The organism is Rhizobium sp. FKY42 (genome assembly GCF_005222835.1).
GTDB lineage: Bacteria > Pseudomonadota > Alphaproteobacteria > Rhizobiales > Rhizobiaceae > Neorhizobium.
Genome location: NZ_STGA01000029.1, coordinates 437,960 through 453,770 on the forward strand (window position 1 = coordinate 437,960; position 15,811 = coordinate 453,770).

The 15,811-nt window shown below is 59.2% G+C and carries 18 protein-coding genes; 12 read left to right on the forward strand and 6 right to left on the reverse strand.

The annotated features are described in order from the left end of the window. Nucleotides 1–87 precede the first annotated feature (87 nt). Nucleotides 88–708 carry a glutathione S-transferase N-terminal domain-containing protein gene (locus E8M78_RS12950; protein WP_137135420.1) on the reverse strand — a complete coding sequence of 207 codons (621 nt, stop codon included), beginning with the start codon at nt 706–708 and terminating at the stop codon, nt 88–90. A 219-nt stretch (nt 709–927) separates the two neighbouring features. Here E8M78_RS12950 and E8M78_RS12955 point away from each other — a divergent pair, with 219 nt between their 5' ends. Then, nucleotides 928–1,281, forward strand: a complete 354-nt coding sequence (locus E8M78_RS12955) for a hypothetical protein (protein ID WP_137135912.1) — start codon at nt 928–930, stop codon at nt 1,279–1,281. A gap of 15 nt (nt 1,282–1,296) precedes the next feature. Here the strand turns inward: E8M78_RS12955 and E8M78_RS12960 are convergent, their stop codons facing one another. Continuing rightward, on the reverse strand, nt 1,297–2,304 hold the full coding sequence (locus tag E8M78_RS12960; RefSeq protein WP_137135421.1) for an asparaginase: 1,008 nt from the start codon (nt 2,302–2,304) through the stop codon (nt 1,297–1,299). A 91-nt stretch (nt 2,305–2,395) separates the two neighbouring features. On the opposite strand from E8M78_RS12960, the gene E8M78_RS12965 reads away from it, so the two are divergent. The 4 genes from E8M78_RS12965 (at nt 2,396) to E8M78_RS12980 (ending at nt 4,621) form a co-directional block, all read left to right on the forward strand. Next, the gene (locus E8M78_RS12965) at nt 2,396–3,142 is read left to right on the forward strand and encodes a DUF3750 domain-containing protein (RefSeq protein WP_137135422.1); all 747 of its coding nucleotides are present in this window, start codon (nt 2,396–2,398) and stop codon (nt 3,140–3,142) included. Nucleotides 3,143–3,196: 54 nt separating this feature from the next. Then, entirely contained in the window at nt 3,197–3,424 is a 228-nt protein-coding gene (locus E8M78_RS12970) for a CopG family transcriptional regulator (protein ID WP_137135423.1), read from the forward strand. Continuing rightward, on the forward strand, nt 3,408–3,677 hold the full coding sequence (locus E8M78_RS12975; RefSeq protein ID WP_137135424.1) for a type II toxin-antitoxin system RelE/ParE family toxin: 270 nt from the start codon (nt 3,408–3,410) through the stop codon (nt 3,675–3,677). The genes E8M78_RS12970 and E8M78_RS12975 overlap by 17 nt, the downstream gene beginning before the upstream one ends. Before the next feature lie 440 nt (nt 3,678–4,117). Continuing rightward, nucleotides 4,118–4,621 carry a hypothetical protein gene (locus E8M78_RS12980; protein ID WP_137135425.1) on the forward strand — a complete coding sequence of 168 codons (504 nt, stop codon included), beginning with the start codon at nt 4,118–4,120 and terminating at the stop codon, nt 4,619–4,621. 72 nt (nt 4,622–4,693) lie between these two features. Here the strand turns inward: E8M78_RS12980 and E8M78_RS12985 are convergent, their stop codons facing one another. Then, the gene (locus E8M78_RS12985; RefSeq protein WP_170973420.1) at nt 4,694–5,707 is read right to left on the reverse strand and encodes an NAD(P)H-quinone oxidoreductase; all 1,014 of its coding nucleotides are present in this window, start codon (nt 5,705–5,707) and stop codon (nt 4,694–4,696) included. A gap of 154 nt (nt 5,708–5,861) precedes the next feature. Next, the gene (locus tag E8M78_RS12990) at nt 5,862–7,667 is read right to left on the reverse strand and encodes an EAL domain-containing protein (protein WP_246658310.1); all 1,806 of its coding nucleotides are present in this window, start codon (nt 7,665–7,667) and stop codon (nt 5,862–5,864) included. A 228-nt stretch (nt 7,668–7,895) separates the two neighbouring features. Between E8M78_RS12990 and betI the strand changes: the two genes are divergently transcribed. The 3 genes from betI to betA all read left to right on the forward strand — a co-directional run bounded on the left by betI (nt 7,896) and on the right by betA (nt 12,099). Beyond that, the gene (betI, locus tag E8M78_RS12995) at nt 7,896–8,507 is read left to right on the forward strand and encodes a transcriptional regulator BetI (RefSeq protein WP_137135427.1); all 612 of its coding nucleotides are present in this window, start codon (nt 7,896–7,898) and stop codon (nt 8,505–8,507) included. Continuing rightward, on the forward strand, nt 8,504–9,967 hold the full coding sequence (betB, locus tag E8M78_RS13000; RefSeq protein WP_137135428.1) for a betaine-aldehyde dehydrogenase: 1,464 nt from the start codon (nt 8,504–8,506) through the stop codon (nt 9,965–9,967). Before betI ends, betB begins: the two co-directional genes overlap by 4 nt. A gap of 479 nt (nt 9,968–10,446) precedes the next feature. Next, nucleotides 10,447–12,099 (forward strand): choline dehydrogenase, encoded by a 1,653-nt coding sequence (gene betA, locus E8M78_RS13005; protein WP_137135429.1) that lies wholly within the window; start codon nt 10,447–10,449, stop codon nt 12,097–12,099. Nucleotides 12,100–12,103: 4 nt separating this feature from the next. Here betA and E8M78_RS13010 read toward each other — a convergent pair whose 3' ends face one another. Together E8M78_RS13010 and E8M78_RS13015 are read right to left on the reverse strand one after the other, a co-directional pair. Continuing rightward, a complete protein-coding gene (locus tag E8M78_RS13010) occupies nt 12,104–12,469 on the reverse strand; it encodes a type II toxin-antitoxin system VapC family toxin (RefSeq protein ID WP_137135430.1) in 366 nt (121 codons plus the stop codon). Next, nucleotides 12,463–12,684 (reverse strand): CopG family transcriptional regulator, encoded by a 222-nt coding sequence (locus E8M78_RS13015; protein WP_137135431.1) that lies wholly within the window; start codon nt 12,682–12,684, stop codon nt 12,463–12,465. Before E8M78_RS13015 ends, E8M78_RS13010 begins: the two co-directional genes overlap by 7 nt. A gap of 223 nt (nt 12,685–12,907) precedes the next feature. Here E8M78_RS13015 and E8M78_RS13020 point away from each other — a divergent pair, with 223 nt between their 5' ends. The 4 genes from E8M78_RS13020 to E8M78_RS13035 all read left to right on the forward strand — a co-directional run bounded on the left by E8M78_RS13020 (nt 12,908) and on the right by E8M78_RS13035 (nt 15,809). Continuing rightward, the gene (locus E8M78_RS13020; RefSeq protein WP_137135432.1) at nt 12,908–13,459 is read left to right on the forward strand and encodes an RNA polymerase sigma factor; all 552 of its coding nucleotides are present in this window, start codon (nt 12,908–12,910) and stop codon (nt 13,457–13,459) included. Continuing rightward, nucleotides 13,452–13,763: a hypothetical protein gene (locus E8M78_RS13025; protein ID WP_137135433.1), complete on the forward strand. Its 312-nt coding sequence runs from the start codon at nt 13,452–13,454 to the stop codon at nt 13,761–13,763. Before E8M78_RS13020 ends, E8M78_RS13025 begins: the two co-directional genes overlap by 8 nt. Continuing rightward, on the forward strand, nt 13,760–14,212 hold the full coding sequence (locus E8M78_RS13030; RefSeq protein WP_137135434.1) for a periplasmic heavy metal sensor: 453 nt from the start codon (nt 13,760–13,762) through the stop codon (nt 14,210–14,212). The genes E8M78_RS13025 and E8M78_RS13030 overlap by 4 nt, the downstream gene beginning before the upstream one ends. A 76-nt stretch (nt 14,213–14,288) precedes the next feature. Then, nucleotides 14,289–15,809 carry a DUF1800 family protein gene (locus tag E8M78_RS13035; RefSeq protein ID WP_137135435.1) on the forward strand — a complete coding sequence of 507 codons (1,521 nt, stop codon included), beginning with the start codon at nt 14,289–14,291 and terminating at the stop codon, nt 15,807–15,809. Nucleotides 15,810–15,811 lie beyond the last annotated feature (2 nt).

A 15,811-nucleotide genomic window follows, 5' to 3' on the forward strand; every position in this document is an offset into this window, starting at 1 on the left:
CTTTGGCAGGGCAAGCATAGCAAACACGGCAGATATCGTAAGGGACCGCGACGCCTAACGATATCGCTGCGCCTGACTGCCCCTTGGTTAACCCACCGCCTCTGCCGCCAGCGCCTCACGCACGGAGGGCCGCTCCTGCATCCGCTCGAAATGCGCCTTGACTCTGGGGAACTCGGATATCTCTACGGCATCGCCCTTCAACCAGCTGGACATGGTGAAAAGATAGGGGTCAGCGATGGTGAACGTGTCGCCCATCACGAAGTCGCCGGTCAACTCCTGCTCGATCAGGCGGAAGCCATCCCGCATGGTTTCCGGTACCTTGCGCCGCATATCCTCCAGCGAGGTGGGCTCGTTCGCCCAGCGGGAGCCGCGCGGTCCATGGGCATGGGCCACGTGCACGGTGGACGCGATGAAGCTGTTGAAGGCCTGAAGCCTTGCCAATTCGAACGGATTGTCGAGCGGCGCGAGTTTCTTGTCCGGCGCGATCTGCGCGATGTAGAACAGGATGGCCGGGGTTTCGGTAATGGTGCCGTCTGGCGTGACGAGCGCCGGCACCCGGCCTTTCGGATTGACCTTCAGATAGTCCGGTGAACGCTGCTGGCCTTCAGCAAATTTCAGCCGTTTCAGCTCGAAGGGAAGGCCGGCCTCTCGAAGCGCGATGTGAGAGGCGAGCGAGCAGGCGCCGGGCGAGAAAAACAATTGATACACTTGGCGAATCCTCCAATTTCAGCCGGGCAGTTTTTCGATGTTTGTGCAGTTGCGCAAGCCATGAATACGGCCCTTCGGTCAGGAAGCGGTGATCCGGTTCGGCACAGGCTACGTTACTTCCGCATGTGTGCACGTAACAGGAGAACGACCTTGAAAACGCTGCTTCCCGTGCTGCGGGCCAAACTTTTTTCTGCCGTTATCGTTTCAACGGGCCTCGCATTGCCGCTGAGCGCGCAGGCTTCAGAGCAGGCCTATTCCGCGCAGGACATTCAGTCGATGATTATCGGCAAGCGCATCTATCTGGCAACGCCCATGGGGGGCGAGTTTCCGCTGAACTATCGCAAGAATGGCGTCGTAGACGGTTCTGGCGAGGCGCTGGGGCTTGGCCGTTTCATCAAACCCGAGGACACCGGCAAATGGTGGATCAGGGGCGACCGCCTCTGCCAGCAGTTCCAGACCTGGTACAAGGGCGCGCCCATGTGCTTCGAGCTGTACAAAACAGGCTCAAAGACGCTGCGCTGGGTGCGCGACAATGGTCAGGTTGGCACGGCCCGGATTGGCGAAGGTATCTGATCGACCCGAGAAAGGTCAGGCGAACATCACGTCGGTCGCCCGGATCTCGCCAACCGTGATGCCGTTCCAGTTCTTCATGGTGCGGTTTGCGAGCGCCATCAGCGCCTCGCGCTCCGGGCTGCCGGGTTCGAAATAGCGCGCGACGAGAGCAAAGATCATGCTTTCCGCCGCGCGCGTCGTGCCATCCTCGCACTTCACCGCCATTGCCACGCCGTGATCCGGCAGTGCTGCGACGAACACGCCTTCCGCCCCCGTCTTGGCAAAAATCTTGCCCGGAGCAATCTGCATCAGCTTCGTGCAGGCGCGCCCAGTGCCCGCCACATAGAAGGGTTCCGCCATGCAGGCTTCCATCAGTCGGTGCGAGGCTTTTGCGCGAGTTTGCGATATGCCCGTTCCCGTCAGCATCTTCGCAAAACCGTGGGCGAGACCTTTCAGCGGTGCGGCATAGGTGGGAATGGAACATCCATCGACGCCGCAATTATCGGTTCCGAGCGCTGCCCCCGTCAGATCCTCCAACACGGCGCGGATCTCTGCCTGTAGCGGGTGATCGTAACCAATATAGCCAGCATGGTCCCATCCGGACTGGACGCAGGTGCAGATGAAGCCCGAATGCTTGCCGGAGCAATTGTTATGCAGGGCATTGGGCGCCTCCAGCGTGCGGGCCTGATGGATGAGCGTTTTCTGGTCGGAGGACCAATGCGCGCCGCATTCCAATGCGCTGACATCGCGCCCGGCTTTCGCCAGCATGCCCGCTGCCGTCGAAACATGCTCGTCTTCACCGGAATGGGAGGAGCAGGCAAGCGCCAGTTCCTTCGCCGTCAGGCCAAAGGCATCCGCCGCGCCGCTCTCAATCAGGGGAATAGCCTGCATGGCCTTGCAGGCCGAACGGGGAAACACGGCGGCTTCGATATCGCCTGCCTGAAACAGCACCTTGCCCGCGCCATCCACCACGACGGCCATGCCGCGATGACGGCTTTCGACCAGCGAACCACGGGTTACTTCAACGGTCACGGGATTTTGCATGGGCCTGCCTCGAAGATGATGCTTTGCTGATCTTCATAGCGAGAGAACAGGACGACAACCAGCCAGATTTTGACGAGCACCCGTATTCTTCATGACGACCTTCATCTTCCTCAAGCGACTACTGCTGGCGATCTTCGCCATATACCTTCTGCCCACCTTTGCCTCTGCCGGATGGTGGGCGCTGCAGGACCGCCCTGCCCGCTGGAGTGAGGCCAACTGGGGGTCAGCGGGCATTCTGCCGGAGGCTTCCCAAAGCGACGAGGCAGCGGTCTACGTATTTTCCGCCAAGACCGGAGGACTGAAAGGCGCGGTCGCCAGCCACGCCTGGATCGTGACGAAGGAAAAGGGTGCAAGGACGTACACACGCTATGACAAGGTGGGCTGGGGCTCGCCCATCCGCCGCAATCACCGTCCAGCAGATGCCTTCTGGTATTCCAACCGTCCGGAACTGGTGACGAAGATAACGGGCGAAGATGCGCAGGCGCTCATTCCCAAGGTGGAAGCGGCAATTGCCGCCTACCCCTATGCCGAGCCCGGCGGCTATACCATCTGGCCGGGGCCGAACTCCAACACCTTCGTGGCGCATGTGCTGCGCAGCGTGCCGGAACTGGGCGCAGTCCTGCCGCCGCATGCGGTGGGCCGCGACTATCTCCCGGACGGCGCGTTCGTACATCTGGATGATGACGGGAAAGATCTGCACCTGACGATCCGCGGATTGATCGGCCTGTCTGCCGGCGTGCGCAGCGGCTTCGAGGTGCATTTTCTGGGGCTGGTGGCCGGTCTAGACGTGATGCGACCGGGCATCAAGATCCCTGCCTTCGGCCGGATCGGGGTGTGACAGCCGCCGCTTCTTCGCTATAATGTTGACCTGGAGAGCGCGGAGTTAGACAAAATGACGGAAACAATCGAACTTTCTGCAGATCTGGATCGACGATTGACCGATCTTGCAAAACGCATTGGCATGAACCGGAATGAGTTCCTGTTCCGAGTGATCGAAGACGGCATTCTGGATGCGGAAGCAGATCTGCGCGCAGACGCTGTGGAAGCGAGAATTGCTTCCGGCGAAGAAAAGACCATGACCTCTACCGATGTAAGGCGAGCACTTGGTCTGGAACATTAATTATTCGGATACTGCCTTCAAAATTTTAACCAAAATCGATAAAGCGACAGCAAAATCAATCATCGATTACATGGATCACAGAATAAGTCCCTCTGATGATCCCCGGCAATTCGGGAAGCCTCTGACCGGGTCGTTGAAGGGCCGCTGGCGCTATCGGGTCGGCGATCACCGAATCATCTGCCGCATTACCGATAGTTCATTCGACATCCTTGTGATCGAGATCGGTCATCGCCGGGAAGTCTACAGAAAATAAAAAAGGGTCGCACGACCGGCGACCCTTCCATGAGTATTGGTCCGAAACGAACCCGGTTCAGCACCACCGAAGCGGCTTGAACCTGCAGGAGGCGTGGATCAGGCCGAGGGCTGCCCCGTCGTCACCAAAACCTTTCCCATGTCCATTTCGCTAACCGCAATCTCACTAGACATCGGATCACCTCCTTTCGTTTCGTTAAACATGAGAAGGAGGTAGGCTCGACCTACCGTTATTTCAAGGCACGAAATGTATCATGCCGACGCTCATTTTGAACGGGTGGAGGGTGATCCAGTCACTCCTCATTTAAAGCCGCCTCATGCATCAGTTCCGTTGAAAGTATCAGATAAATTTTTCATCCAAAGATTGTATTTCGTGCCTGTTGCGGAAGAAGGTTCAGGATTATGGAGGATTTGCAGATCGCATAGATGCGGAGATTATTAATGCGTATTTCCTTTATTTCGGGTATTATTTTTCTTTCGACATTCGCCTTCCCCAGTATCCTGGGAAATATTGCCAATGCCGCAGAACAGGCAAGAACGGACATCGGCTTCTGCCTCAAGGACGAAGGCTCTATCGACCTGACAGCCTTGACCAAAAATGAAGTAGGCGTCGTCGTCACCAATGTCGGCGCCTCCGCCACCAACCCGAAGGGACAGATCGCCATCACGGCCAACAACTATTTCGGCAAATCTGGAGCTGCCCCCTTCTTCAAGTCAGGCATGGGCCTGCACCGGCTTGCGGGGGGAAGCTGCTACAATATTGCCATCATGACCAAACCAACCCCGCCGGATGGCAGTGCGGCATGGTCATGCGTGGGCGGAAATCTGAATGTGACAGGTAAAGTTCTGCTTTTCAGCGCCGGAGTAGTTTCGGGACAAGTTACAGGCGTGGTGCACGCCAGCGAAAATGCACCAGTTATCAACTGCCCACCGACTGGCAATTGAGCCCTTCCGTTTCAGCCTCCCTGCAAATGGGAGGCTGAAACATCTTGGCGTGTATTCGGATACGGGCCTGAGTTACTCAAGCGTCAGGACGATCTTGCCAATATGGCTGCTGCTTTCCATCAGGCGATGCGCTTCGACCACCTGATCGAAGGGCAGCACGGAGTGAATGACCGGAGAGACCGATCCAGCTTCCAGCAGGGGCCAGACCTGGCTCACCAGTTCGTCGCGGATTGCACGCTTTTCCTCTGCCGTGCGCGGACGCATGGTCGAACCGGTAACGGTCAGGCGTTTGACCATGATGGGCCGCAGGTCCACCTTTTCCGCAAGGTTACCGCCCAGAAACGCGATAATGGACAGGCAGCCATCCTTGGCGAGCACGTTCAGGTTCTTTTCGAAATAGGCCGCACCGATCATGTCCAGCACGACATCGACACCCTTGCCGCCGGTCACTTCCTTGATGACGGCGGCGAAATCCTCCGACTTGTAATTGATGGAACGGGTGGCGCCCAGCTTTTCACAGGCCTCGCATTTCTCCACAGAGCCTGCCGTTGTGTAGACGGTGGCGCCAAACGCCTTGGCAAGCTGGATCGCAGTCGTGCCGATGCCTGACGTGCCGCCATGGATGAGCACGCTTTCGCCCTCGGTCAGGCCCGCCATCTGGAAGAGGTTGGCCCAGACGGTGAAAAAGGTTTCAGGAACCGCTGCCGCCTTGACCGCATCATATCCCTTGGGGAAAGGCAGCGCCTGGCCCACGGGCAGGATGCAGTACTCTGCATAGCCTCCGCCATTGGCGAGACCGCAGACCTGATCACCCACCGCGAAATCCGTGACCCCTGCTCCCACCGCGGCAACCGTTCCGGCCACTTCGAGGCCAAGGATGGGGCTTGCATCCTTCGGTGGCGGATAATGTCCCTGACGCTGGGCCACATCGGGCCGGTTGATGCCCGTCGCCTGCACCTTCACCAGAACTTCCCCCCGCCCCGGCTGCGGCACTGGACCGGTCGTAAAGCTCATGACGTCCGGCGCACCGAAGGAGGGAAGATCGACGTGACGCATGGTTGTTGGCAGGCTTGAGACCGGGGACATGAGCAACTTCTCCTGAACATCCTGACGATCCACCGGCCAAAAGGATCCGGCGGATGCGCGGCGAAGTTAGGGCAGCTTTCGTACCGTGGAAAGATCGGATCTCGACGGAGAGACGATTTGCCTCGTTCCCGTTTCGCCGTTCAGCAGAGGCCCTTCAGCACTGGAGGCAAAAGCAGCGAACGGCGAGCCCCGCCTCGCTATCCTTTGCCTGCGCCTTGACGTTGGCAATGGCTGCGCCGATGCGGCCGACATCGTCCAGCAGCAGCCCCTTTGGCAGCTCGACGACACCGATCGAGCATCGCAATAACGGGAAATCCCGCTCGATACCGTTGCGATCATGGCCGCGAATGCGACCGGAGGCGCGATCCTCGCTGGAATAGAGCTCTACGACATCATCATGAAAATCCGACAGCAGGCGACCCAGAATTTCCTGAGCCTCCTCCCATGTCCAGTCGCGAAGGCCGATGAAAAAATCATCGCCGCCGACATGACCAAGGAAATCGCCCTGCGAGAAGAAGTAGCGCTTCATCAATGCGGCAAACAAAGTAATGGCATGATCGCCCATCTGGAAGCCGTAATGATCGTTGAACGGCTTGAAGAAGTCGAAATCGCAATAGCAGAAGAAGCGGGTCTGGTCGTCATCGCGTCCGGCTTCCAGCATGAAATCCCGGATCGCCCGATTGCCCGGAAGACCTGTCAGCGGGTTTTGGTCCTGCGCGATCTGCAATTGTTTCTCGTTGATGACGCGGATGAGCGACGCAGCTGACACCACGCCCGCATAGCGCATGTTTTCCGTCAGGATGACGCAATCGCTGCCATCCATGTTGGCGAAAATGGTCATCAGCCTCTCGGCATTGGCATCAAGCCCGATGATCGGCGCGCCTTCGACGAAATGGGCGATGGAACGCTCATAGAGCTTGTTCTTCAACAGGTCACGACCGAAGGGGCGGTAGATGAATTCCTTCAGGTGATGTTCGCTGATGATGCCACGCGGCTCGCCATTGGCATTCAGAACCGGAAAAAAGGCCTGACGCGGATTGGCGCGAAACAGTTCGAAGACTGTTTCGATACCTTCATGCTCGAACACTGTGGGTAGCCGCTCGATCTGCCTGCGGATCAGGATCTCGTCCAGTGACTTGCTGGTTCGGCGCGCACGCCCAAGATCCGCAAGCGAGGGATAGGCAGGCTGTAATTCATTCACGAAGGTCGTGGGGCGGGCGATGAGCCAGCCCTGCACCATGTCCACCCCCGCCTCGCGGCAGGCCAGGCATTCCGCCTCCTGCTCGACGCCCTCGGCAATGACCCGGATGCCCAGCACATGGGCAATGTTGACCAAATTGCGCACGAGGTGACGCTTGCGCGGGCTGGCGTCCAGACCGGCGATGAAGTGGCGATCGATCTTCAGGTAATCGACCGGGAAGTCGCACAAGAGCTTGATCTCGGCATGGCCAACGCCGAAATCATCAATCGCCAGCTTGAAGCCTGCCTGGCGCATGCGCGTCATCAAAGCCGCAAATTCCGGTGCGCTGGTATTGTCGAAACGCTCGGTCAGTTCGAAGCAGACGGAGGATGGCGGGATTTCGGCCTGTCGCAGTTGTTGCAACATCCGATCTACGATCTGCTCCCCGGAACGAATAAGGCGGCCATCCAGATTGATGAACAGGGTTGCATGGGCAAAGTCCGGAACAGTCGCGAACTTCGCAAGCGCGCGGGCAGACAACATCTGCTCCAGACCTAGAAGCTGGCCCGCCTCTTCCGCCGTATCCAGAAGCTCCAGCGGGGAAGCAAAACCCAGCCGGTCATGGCCGCGCAGAAGCGTCTCGTAGCCGAAGACCTTGCCTGTCGAAAGCTCGACAATGGGCTGCAAGGCGCTTTCGATGACAAGCTTGCTGAGGTTCAGCAATTGCCCGTCGGCAAAACGCCGCAGCACAGGAGTTTTAACGGACACGGCCCCGGACATCACGACGTCTCCCTGACGCATTACTTATTGCGAGAGACAATCACATCGCAGTCCTCAACAGATGGTTGATGTTGTGTGATAGTTTTGTGAAAAAGCAAACCTTAAACAACCGGAATATCAGGCCTTTTAAGTTCGACTCGAGCGCCTCGGAGCGAGCAGCTGTATTTTCGATTTTTTATTGATTGATCAGTCAATCAAAAATATAATCTCCTTTAACAGGAGATCGAAATGCCCAAACTTGGAATGGAGCCGGTTCGCCGCAAGGCGCTGGTAGACGCAGCCCTGAAGACGATCGGCAGCCATGGTTCGCTGGATGTCACCATGTCTGACATCGCGCGTGAGGCAGGTGTTTCTCCAGCGCTGGCGCACCATTACTTCGGCAGCAAGCAGCAATTGCTGATCGCCACAATCCGGAGTCTTTTGAGAGAGTTGCGCCGCGATGCTGTGACGGCGATTCATCAGGCTCACACACCGCGTGAACGGCTGTCGGCCATTATCCGTATTTCGTTCCAGGCGAACCAGTTCACACCGGAAACGGTGGCAGCATGGCTTGCCTTTTATGTGGAAGCGCAGCGCTCGGAAGAAACCCGTCGCCTTCTGGTGCTCTATGCCCGTCGCCTGCATTCCAACCTGCTACATGCGTTGAAGCAGCTTGCCCCTGCCTCGCAGGCCGCCCGCATTGCCGAAGGCGCCGCAGCCCTGATCGACGGGCTCTACATTCGCCAATCCTTGCGGGCTGCACCGCTGTCCATCGAAGCCTCCATCACGCTGGTGGAAGACTATGTGTCGGCGCAGCTTGCCCAGTTTCCTCAGATATCCGCCGCCGGAGAACAATCATGAAAGCCCAGCCTCAAGCCTCTCACTTCATTGATGGCGAATATGTCGAGGATGCCGCAGGTACGGTCATCGAAAGCATCTTCCCGGCCACCGGCGAGGTGATTGCGCGCCTGCACGCAGCAACGCCTGCCATCGTCGAAAAGGCGGTTCAATCCGCCAAGCGGGCGCAGAAGGAATGGGCGGCACTTTCACCCACAGCGCGTGGCCGAATTCTGCGCCGCGCGGCCGACATCATGCGCGAGCGCAACCGCGCGCTTTCGGAACTGGAAACGCTGGATACCGGCAAGCCCATTCAGGAAACCATCGTGGCTGACCCGACGTCTGGCGCCGACAGCCTCGAATTCTTCGGCGGCATCATCGCCACCGCGCTCAACGGATCGCAGATCCCGCTGGGCGGAGACTTTGCCTATACCAAGCGGGTGCCGCTTGGCGTCGTGGTCGGCATCGGGGCCTGGAACTATCCGCAGCAGATTGCCTGCTGGAAGGCGGCACCGGCGCTGGCGGCTGGCAATGCCATGGTGTTCAAGCCGTCGGAAGTCACACCGCTCGGGGCGCTGAAGATCGCTGAGATACTCGTTGAGGCGGGCCTGCCGAAAGGCGTTTTCAACGTCATTCAGGGGGACCGCGATACGGGACCGCTGCTCGTTTCGCACCCCGATGTCGCCAAGGTTTCTCTGACCGGTTCGGTTCCGACAGGCCGCAAGGTGGCAGGTGCCGCAGCCGCCCAACTGAAGCATGTGACGATGGAGCTTGGCGGAAAATCGCCGCTGATCGTCTTCGACGATGCCGATATCGAGAGCGCGATTTCCGGCGCGATGCTAGGCAATTTCTATTCGACCGGTCAGGTGTGCTCCAACGGCACACGCGTTTTTGTACATACGGCGCTGAAAGAGCGTTTCCTTGCAAGGCTGAAGGAGCGCACGGAAGCCATCGTGCTGGGCGATCCGCGCGACGAGGCGACACAGATGGGGCCAATGGTATCGCTTGCCCAACGGGAAAAGGTTCTCTCCTACATCGAAAAGGGTAAGGCCGAAGGGGCTCGCCTCATCACCGGCGGCGGCATTCCCAATGCAGTGTCCGACGAAGGTTTCTACGTGCAACCGACTGTGTTTGCCGATGTGACCGACGACATGGTGATTGCCCGCGAAGAGATTTTCGGACCGGTGATGTGCGTGCTGGATTTCGATGATGAGGCGGATGTGGTGGCCCGCGCCAATGCCACCGAGTTCGGTCTGGCCGCTGGGGTGTTTACCGCCGACATCAGCCGCGCACACCGCGTGGTGGATCAGCTGGAAGCGGGCACGCTGTGGATCAACACCTACAATCTCTGCCCGGTGGAAATTCCCTTCGGCGGCTCCAAGCAATCCGGCTTCGGGCGTGAAAACTCGGCAGCGGCGCTGGAGCACTATAGCGAACTCAAGACCGTCTATGTCGGCATGGGCAAGTGCGAAGCGCCGTATTGAGAAGCAAGCTCAGATGCAATTAACGCCAAGGAAATCTCAAGAGAACAGCTGTCAACCATACAACTAAACCCGAGAGAAAGATCAGATCAAGGATGGAAATGATGCGATATGGATGAAGTTGAAGATCCAATAAAAAGCCGACCACCAGGATATGCGCTAGCACCAGCATACTGATAATAAGTCTGCGTCTCAATACACGCTGCGACGATTGCCTGACTTCTCGCCAGACAACCCAGAAGCTGCCCTCCGCAGGTAGAGCATTATTTTGGCGTTCGATGTCCTGCGCGACGCGTTTCTGTTCAGTGTCCCTCAGCTTCGCTGTCAGCCGCTCCTCAAATCTTTTTGAACTCATAAAACACCTTAAAAAAGCATCCCTAGGTTACCAAACAAGCGGAAGGCGAATGGCAAATCAATGGGCTACCGCCACCCAAAATTGAAAATCCTCAACCAGCCTTAAAGTAGTCTAAGCGGATCACGCCATGAACAACGCAGATTTCGTCATCATCGGTTCCGGCTCGGCGGGGTCTGCCATGGCTTACCGCCTTTCGGAGGATGGTAAGCACACCGTCATCGTGCTGGAATTCGGCGGCTCCGACATCGGGCCGTTCGTACAGATGCCGGCGGCGCTTGCCTTTCCCATGAACATGGACCGCTATAACTGGGGCTATCTCTCCGAGCCAGAGCCGCATCTCAACAATCGCCGCATGATTGCGCCACGCGGCAAGGTGATCGGCGGCTCCTCCTCCATCAACGGCATGGTCTATGTGCGCGGGCATGCGGAAGACTTCAACCGCTGGGACGAGATGGGCGCGACAGGCTGGGCCTATGCCGATGTGCTGCCCTACTTCAAGCGCATGGAGCATTCCCACGGCGGCGAGGACGGCTGGCGCGGCACGGACGGCCCCTTGCATGTGCGCCGTGGCGAGATGAAAAACCCGCTCTACCGCGCTTTCATCGAGGCCGGTCGCCAGGCCGGTTTTCCGGTGACGGAAGATTACAACGGACGCCAACAGGAAGGCTTTGGCCTGATGGAGCAGACGAGCTGGGCCGGTCGCCGCTGGTCTGCCGCCAATGCCTATCTGAAGCCTGCGCTGAAGCGCCCGAACTGCCGCCTCATTCGCTGCTATGCACGGCGCGTGGTGTTCGAGGGCCTTAAGGCGGTCGGCGTTGAAGTAGAGATCGATGGTCGCATCGAGGTGGTGCGTGCGAACCGCGAGGTCATTGTTGCGGCATCGGCCTTCAACTCCCCAAAGATCCTGATGCTGTCGGGTGTCGGTCCAGCGGCGCATCTCAACGAGATGGGCATCGAGGTGGTGGCGGATCGTCCGGGCGTTGGCCAGAACCTGCAGGATCATCTGGAATATTACCACCAGTTCAAATCGAAGCTGCCGATCACGCTGCATTCAAAGAACAACTGGTTCTGGAAGGGTGTCGTCGGCGCGCAGTGGCTGTTCTTCAAGACGGGGCTCGGCACCTCAAACCAGTTCGAGGCGGCGGCCTTCATCCGGTCTGCTGCAGGCGTGAAGTGGCCAGATATTCAATATCACTTCCTGCCGATCGCCGTATCCTATGACGGGAAATCAGCGGCGGAAGGCCACGGATTCCAGGCCCATGTGGGCTATAATATGTCAAAGTCGCGCGGCTCGGTGACGCTGCGCTCGCCGGACATGAAGGACGCGCCGGTGCTGCGCTTCAACTATATGAGCGATCCGGAAGACTGGGTGAAGTTCCGCCATGCCGTGCGGATCACACGCGAGATCTTCTCGCAACCGGCCTTCGCGCCATACGTGGACAGCGAGATCCAGCCGGGCGCCAAAGTCCAGAGCGACGACGAAATCGACGCCTTCCTGCGCGAGCATCTGGAAGGTGCCTACCACCCCTGCGGCACAGCCAAAATGGGCCGTGCAAGCGACCCGATGGCCGTGGTGGACCCGACGACGAAGGTCATCGGCGTCGAAGGTCTTCGCGTGGCGGATAGTTCCATCTTCCCGCATGTGACCTATGGCAACCTCAACGCGCCTTCGATCATGACCGGCGAAAAGGCGGCCGATCATATTTTGGGCCGCGCCCCCCTGCCCCGCAGCAATCAGGAACCGTGGGTAAGCCCGAACTGGCAGGTGAGCGACCGGTAGGACATTACAGGCGATAAGGAATGCGCACGCCGGGATCGTCGGCAGGAAGATCCTTGGCGTCTCGTGTCACCAGCAGGCAATCACCCACACGGGCGCTCGCCCAAACAATGGCGTCCGGAAGCTTGAGACGATGCTGCCGGCGCAGGCGTACGGCTTCCTCCGCCACGGGCTTATCGATGTCGACCAACTGAAAGCTGGCCAGAAATGATTCCGTCGCCTGCCGATGCTCATCGGCGGTGCCAACCATGACCTCCATCCATGAAACCATGCTGATGGCGCGCTGACGATAAAGACCCATCTCGCTCCGCGCAGCGTCGATACCGTTCAAATAGTCAATCAGGATATTGGTGTCGAAAAGCGCTTTCACCATTCCTCCCGTAGCAATCGCTGATACTCTACGCCATCCTGACAGGCAGACGACTTGGACCACAGGCCAAAGGCATCCTGCATATCGGAACTGTGGCGCTTTTTGAGAAGATCCGCCACCGCCTCACGGATGAGAGCGCTTCGGGAGACATTCTCGTCCCTCGCGATGCGATCCAGAGCCGAGATGGCCTTGTCTTCAATGTCAACAAGCGTACGCATGTTTCACCCGATATCGGTTATTGATATATGATATATCCGCTTTGAGATTCCGTTTCAACCCCGACCGACGGATCTGCCTTTCCCGCCCGTTCAAGGCTCAAAACGAACCTGAATCGTGTCATCTGCCGGGAGAACATTGATCCGCATGCCATTGAACCTGAATCATTTTGCCAGCATCATCGACATGGCGCAGCGATAGGCGCGTCAGCGATAGCGGCAAGCCATGAACCTTGATCCCGATGCAGAACTGGTGCGACGCGTGGCGCTGGGCGAGCCATCCGCCATGCGGGACATGGTGTCGGCCAAGCTGCCGCGTCTTCTGGCGCTTGCACAGCGCATGCTGGGTGACAGGACCGAGGCGGAGGATGTGGCGCAGGAAACCTTTCTGCGCATCTGGAAGCATGCCGGAACGTGGCGGCAGGGCGGTGCAAAGTTCGATACCTGGGCGCATCGCGTGGCGCTGAACCTGTGTTACGACCGGCTTCGCAGGAAGCGCGAGGTGCTGACGGATGCCCTGCCGGAGCAGATCGACACCGGGCCACTTCCAGATGCGGGCCTGATGGCGGCGGAAAGCAATGCTTTGCGGGTAGAGCGCGCCTTACAAAGCCTTGCCCCCCGGCAGCGGGAAGCCATTATTCTGGTCTATTATCAGGACATGTCGAACCGCGAGGCAGCCGATGTTCTGAAAATCAGCGTCGATGCGCTGGAAAGCCTGCTTGCGCGCGGCAAGCGGGCATTGCAAACCATCCTGCTGGGAGATGACGACAATGCCTGAAACACACAACCTTGATGAGGATCTGAAAGCTCTGCTTTCGACCTATCGCGTTGCTCCGCCGGATGCAGCATTGGTAGGCCGCATTCTGGAAGGCGGGCAACAGCGGCTTACGGTTCGAAACCGCCTGACACGATGGCTGGTCGGCGCGGGTCTTGTCGGTCTGGGCCTTGCGGGCGGCCTGACAGGTGCGGCAACGGTTGCCATCGTGCTGCCCAGCCAATCCATCATCAGGACCGATTATGACACGGCATTCGGCAGCATCCAGCCGGATGGCGACACCAGCCATATGCAGGAGGTCCAATGACAGAGCAGGGCTATCGCAGGCTGATCATCGGGCTGCTGGCGTTCAACACATTTCTGATTGCCGCAATCTTTGGCGGCGCTCTGTTCTACCTCTATGGCGGTTCGCGACAGGCCCCTGCCCGCCTGCCGCTGGCGGGCGAGCAACTGCCGGGTAAGCAGCGCGGCGAATTGCAGAAGGCGCTGGCCGAAGCACGCCGGGATGTGCGGTCCGTTTCGCTGGAGGCGAGGCAGGCGCGCGTGGAGGCTGCAGCCCTGATGGGCAAGCCGGATCTCGATGCAAGCGCCCTTCGCGATGCTTTGAAGCGGGCGCGGGAGGCAGAGTTTGCGGTTCGCGCCGCGACAGAAGAGCGGGCCGTTTCTTTCGCCGCAGGTCTGTCCCTGGATGAGCGTCGACGTCTGGCCGATGGTCTGGTGCAGCGTGAGGCACCGCGACCGCCTGCCGCGAAATAATCACAAGTTCGAACCGACGGATTTTCGAAAGCACCTCCGTTGAAGAGCCGATGACGAAACGGAGTTCGTATCGGCCATGGCAAATAATCCCGGCCTTTCAAAGGATCTGGAAGCGGCACTGACGCTCTGGCGTTTTGGCCTCGGCGCACAGGAAGGCAGCATTTCTGCAATCAAGGACGATCCGCGTGACCTGCTTTTGCAGGAGGTGACGGAGCAGGCGGTGCCGCACCCGGTGGGCGGCAACCTTCGCTCGACGCAGGATCTGCTGGTTTCCCTCTACGACTTTCAGGCCGAGGTAAAGGCAGAGCGCGAGCGCCCCCTTGCCCCCGCCAATGCAGCCAGTGCGATGGCCGCCACGGCCATGGCACCCGATGGCGGCAAACCAGCCGACATGAAAGACGGCATGGCTGGCAGCAGCATGGGCGGCCCGATGGCCCCGAACGGCAAGGACAACAGGCCGGATGCCGCACCTTCCAAGCGCCCCTATCTGCCGCAGCAGATCCTGCTGGCAGAGGCCGACGCCCGTTTCAACGGTACGATCCACCAGCCGCTGATCGGTTTTGGCGAAAGGCTGGCGATGTTCTGGGCCAATCACTTCGCCATCGCAACGGGAAAGAATGGCGAACTCCATATTTCAGCCGGTGCCTTTGAACGGGAGGCAATCCGCCCGCACATCTTCGGGCGCTTCGAGGATCTGCTGACGGCGGTGGAGACGCATCCGGCCATGCTGGTCTTCCTCGACAATCGCCAGTCCATCGGACCCAATTCGCCCGCCAACAAGAATGGCAAGCGGGGCCTCAACGAGAACCTCGCACGCGAGATTCTGGAACTGCACACACTCGGCGTCGGCACCGGCTATAGCCAAGCCGATGTCACCTCCTTCGCCAAGATCATTACTGGCTGGGCGGTGTACCGCGATGAAAAGAAGCCGGGGCCGCAGGGTGCCTTCACCTTCAACGCCAAGGCACATGAGCCAGGCGACCATACGGTGATGGGCATTACCTATCCGGAAGGAGGCATGGAACAGGGCCGCGCGGTGCTGCGCGATCTTTCGCGCCATCCGGCGACCGCGCGGCATCTGGCATTCAAGCTTGCCCGCCACTTCATTGCGGATGACCCGCCACCCTCTCTCGTGAGCAAGATGACGGCGGCCTACACCAAATCGCAGGGCAACCTCTCTGCCGTCTACAAGGCGATGCTGAACGCGGACGAGGCGTGGGCTCCGCAGATGAAAAAGATGCGCCCGCCGCTGCAATATGTGACGGCGCTTCTGCGCAGCACGGGCATCAAGCCCAAGCCGCAGCAGATCCTCTCCACCCTGAAAGCACTGGGGCAACCGCTCTGGGATCCTTCCGGACCGAATGGCTTTTCGGACGTCATCGATGGCTGGGCTTCTTCGGAAGGGCTTGCCACCCGAATCGACGCAGCCAACCTGTTTGCGCGGCAGGCGCACAGTTCGATCGATCCACGCGCCTTTGCCGCAGACCGGCTCGGTCCGCTGCTGACAGCAGAGACGCTGCAGGCGGTATCCCGCGCCGAAACGCGGCCGCAAGGGCTTTCGATCGCCTTTCTCTCCCCCGAATTCCAGAGGTGCTGATC

Coding starts and splice junctions, on each gene's coding strand:
- E8M78_RS12960 (WP_137135421.1), bottom strand. CDS start 2,304: ATGCAAAATCCCGTGACCGTTGAAGTAACCCGTGGTTCGCTGGTCGAA.
- E8M78_RS12965 (WP_137135422.1), top strand. CDS start 2,396: ATGACGACCTTCATCTTCCTCAAGCGACTACTGCTGGCGATCTTCGCC.
- E8M78_RS12970 (WP_137135423.1), top strand. CDS start 3,197: ATGACGGAAACAATCGAACTTTCTGCAGATCTGGATCGACGATTGACC.
- E8M78_RS12980 (WP_137135425.1), top strand. CDS start 4,118: ATGCGTATTTCCTTTATTTCGGGTATTATTTTTCTTTCGACATTCGCC.
- E8M78_RS12985 (WP_170973420.1), bottom strand. CDS start 5,707: ATGTCCCCGGTCTCAAGCCTGCCAACAACCATGCGTCACGTCGATCTT.
- E8M78_RS12990 (WP_246658310.1), bottom strand. CDS start 7,667: ATGTCCGGGGCCGTGTCCGTTAAAACTCCTGTGCTGCGGCGTTTTGCC.
- betI (WP_137135427.1), top strand. CDS start 7,896: ATGCCCAAACTTGGAATGGAGCCGGTTCGCCGCAAGGCGCTGGTAGAC.
- betB (WP_137135428.1), top strand. CDS start 8,504: ATGAAAGCCCAGCCTCAAGCCTCTCACTTCATTGATGGCGAATATGTC.
- betA (WP_137135429.1), top strand. CDS start 10,447: ATGAACAACGCAGATTTCGTCATCATCGGTTCCGGCTCGGCGGGGTCT.
- E8M78_RS13010 (WP_137135430.1), bottom strand. CDS start 12,469: ATGGTGAAAGCGCTTTTCGACACCAATATCCTGATTGACTATTTGAAC.
- E8M78_RS13015 (WP_137135431.1), bottom strand. CDS start 12,684: ATGCGTACGCTTGTTGACATTGAAGACAAGGCCATCTCGGCTCTGGAT.
- E8M78_RS13020 (WP_137135432.1), top strand. CDS start 12,908: ATGAACCTTGATCCCGATGCAGAACTGGTGCGACGCGTGGCGCTGGGC.
- E8M78_RS13025 (WP_137135433.1), top strand. CDS start 13,452: ATGCCTGAAACACACAACCTTGATGAGGATCTGAAAGCTCTGCTTTCG.
- E8M78_RS13030 (WP_137135434.1), top strand. CDS start 13,760: ATGACAGAGCAGGGCTATCGCAGGCTGATCATCGGGCTGCTGGCGTTC.
- E8M78_RS13035 (WP_137135435.1), top strand. CDS start 14,289: ATGGCAAATAATCCCGGCCTTTCAAAGGATCTGGAAGCGGCACTGACG.